3 protein-coding genes are annotated in these 2,302 nt (G+C 56.7%); all 3 read left to right on the top strand.

From position 1 onward, the window contains the following. Positions 1–138 precede the first annotated feature (138 nt). The 3 genes from ACFOZ5_RS03500 to ACFOZ5_RS03490 are packed head-to-tail and all read left to right on the top strand — an operon-like array spanning position 139 to position 1,074. On the top strand, positions 139–357 hold the full coding sequence (locus tag ACFOZ5_RS03500) for a hypothetical protein (RefSeq protein ID WP_379885457.1): 219 nt from the start codon (positions 139–141) through the stop codon (positions 355–357). Position 358: 1 nt separating this feature from the next. Beyond that, positions 359–637, top strand: a complete 279-nt coding sequence (locus ACFOZ5_RS03495; RefSeq protein WP_379885456.1) for a hypothetical protein — start codon at positions 359–361, stop codon at positions 635–637. Positions 638–666: 29 nt separating this feature from the next. Next, complete coding sequence (locus ACFOZ5_RS03490) at positions 667–1,074, top strand: hypothetical protein (RefSeq protein ID WP_379885455.1); 408 nt, start codon at positions 667–669, stop codon at positions 1,072–1,074. Positions 1,075–2,302 lie beyond the last annotated feature (1,228 nt).

The following is a 2,302-nucleotide window of genomic DNA, read 5'->3' as shown; positions in this document are numbered from 1 at the left end:
ACGAACGACCCAATATGGGACTCGGGGGAATTACTCCTCAACAGAAGTTGGCCATCATGGCCTGAGGTCTACTTTTGAACCCCGCTAAAAATGGGGGGATTACCGGTGTGGGTTTCGTCCAGGGGCGGCCCGAGGGCTTTGGCGTCAGAGGCACTCGCCTCTCTGGAAAAAGCCGAGCTTGTTGAAGAGGTGGCGCGCAAGTTTGGGTGGGCTCCAAAGCTTGCTCGTGCTGCTGGTGTTGCCGCCGTGCCCACGCTGATCGTTCTTTCCGGTCTGAATATCATGGCAAAGCACGAGTCAGACAAGGCTCGCCGGGAATTGGCCGCCCGTGGCTTGCTGGTTTACGAAGACCTCTAGGATGCTGGTTCTGATGTTGTTCAGTGGTGTGAGTGGGTGGTTCCTTTACTACGCCATGCTCCGTGGGCTGGTTTTGGGCAAGGTGAGGAGATCGCCCATTTTCTGGACCAGGTGCGTTTTGGCACCAGCACTGTTGTTAGCGGGAGCTGCTTCTGTAGTTGTTCGCTACTTTTTCCCGGAAACAACCATCTGGGTGACCATGGCGCTTTGGCCCCTCTTCATTCTCGCGCTGGACCCTGGTTATCGGCTTGCAGATGCCGGCGGAAAGGTGACTGAATGAGTGTGTCCGCGATCAGGTATCTTGGCCGAATGATAGCAGCGGTTGCCGTGCTGCTTGTCGTGACAGCGATTGTTTCTCCAATAGCTCTGGCTGAATCGCCAGAGCTTCGCCTGCTTCCGGCTGCCCGAACATTCCTCACCCTTCAGTTATGCTCAAGTTATTCGCTCGAGTTTGAACAGAACAAAGCGCTGTCCGAGCGTTACAGCAACCGTGCTTGGAAGTTGGCAGATGCTATAGCTGAAACAGGGAAGGGGCGGGAGGATTTCCCTGTTGCGTTGGCACTGGCACAAGACGAAAGGCGTGAGCTGGCAATGAGGACGAGCGGAACCCGGGAGGAGTTTAAACGACGCCATCAGTCGGGGCCTCCATGTAATGATGCTCTGGACCATGCCCAGGCAATGCTTGGTGGTACGCTGCTGAGCCCGGAAGGGCGCTGAAGAAGCCTCCATGCCCAGGGACGATGTGGAATCCCTCCTGAAGAAACTCTCCCTCGCTAGCCTGAACTTCGATTGTGCCCGCATTGCCGAACTCATCCGCGAGGCGCCTACTGGTTACGCACCCAATGGCGAGGTAGCGGATCTGGCTTGGTGTCATTCCGCGCCGCTTGAAGAGAATTCTGATGGTGGTGTCCGGCGGCTGGGAGCCCGAGTTCAAGGACTTGATTGGCCACGGAATCCACGGAAGAACATATATGGTCTCCTCCCATTTGCAAAGCCTCAGACGTTGATGAGGGACAGGTTGCTGCCATATATCCGGCCTGTTGACGAGGCGGGTCTGCCACCTCTGGCCCTGATGAGGATTCGCCGCGCACCTGCCTAATCACGGAAACGGCCTTTAGGGCCATGTCCTTCCACAGGTTTCAGGTGCGCCGGTTTGGCCTGTTATGTCATCAATGTGTCTGTTGCCTTCGCAACCTTGGGTAAAACCCTTCTCTTCGGATTTGTGGCTTTCGTTTAGTTTCTCGTTCAGGCCACCGCTATCTGGTTCTCAGCTGGCCTGTAGTGTTCCTGACGGGCCACCACGACCCATGCCATTCGAATAATCTTGTTAGCCACTGCCACAACCGCTCGGTTGTGGCCTCTTCTGGCTTCTACCGCCAGAGCCCACCGACTCAAGGCGTCTTGCTTCTTCCTGGCCGTTCGCACCACGGCGCGAGCACCGTGCACCACCAAGGATCTCAAGTAGGCATCACCTCGCTTGGTGATCCCGTACAGCGACTGNCTGGCCATCGCCCATCCAGCCTTTTACAGCGCTAGCAACAACCGGGCCAATGCCGGGAATGTCGGTCAATCGACGACAGGTGGCATCTTCTTTGGCTTGTCGTTGCAGTTGTTCGTCGTACCACGCCTGCTCTTCGAGCAAAGCGTTGAGTCTCCGCCACTGCCGGTTCAGTAGCATGCGGAACCGAATACTCAAACCGTTTTCAGCATCTTCGAGCAACTCCGGTACTCGTCGACAAAACGCGCTGACAGACTTCGGGACTGTTATCCCATACTCTGCCAGCAGGCCCCGCATCTGGTTCACCAGTCGCGTGCTCTCTACCTTCAGGCTCCGGCGGATGGCGTGAAACGCCTGGTCATCCTGTTGTTCGACGCTCTTTACCGCTACCGACCGAATGGCGCCGTGAAGGCATGCCTCAGCAATGGCCTGCGCATCGTTGTAATC

Source organism: Marinobacter lacisalsi (assembly GCF_042651045.1).
In the GTDB taxonomy this organism is placed as follows: Bacteria; Pseudomonadota; Gammaproteobacteria; order Pseudomonadales; family Oleiphilaceae; genus Marinobacter; species Marinobacter lacisalsi.
The sequence above is the reverse complement of the archived record's forward strand: the minus strand, read 5'-3'. Positions and strand labels throughout refer to the sequence as shown.

What these genes read in the sequence shown, in the direction of transcription:
- ACFOZ5_RS03495 (WP_379885456.1), top strand. Translation starts at nt 359, where the DNA reads ATGCTGGTTCTGATGTTGTTCAGTGGTGTGAGTGGGTGGTTCCTTTAC.
- ACFOZ5_RS03490 (WP_379885455.1), top strand. Translation starts at nt 667, where the DNA reads ATGATAGCAGCGGTTGCCGTGCTGCTTGTCGTGACAGCGATTGTTTCT.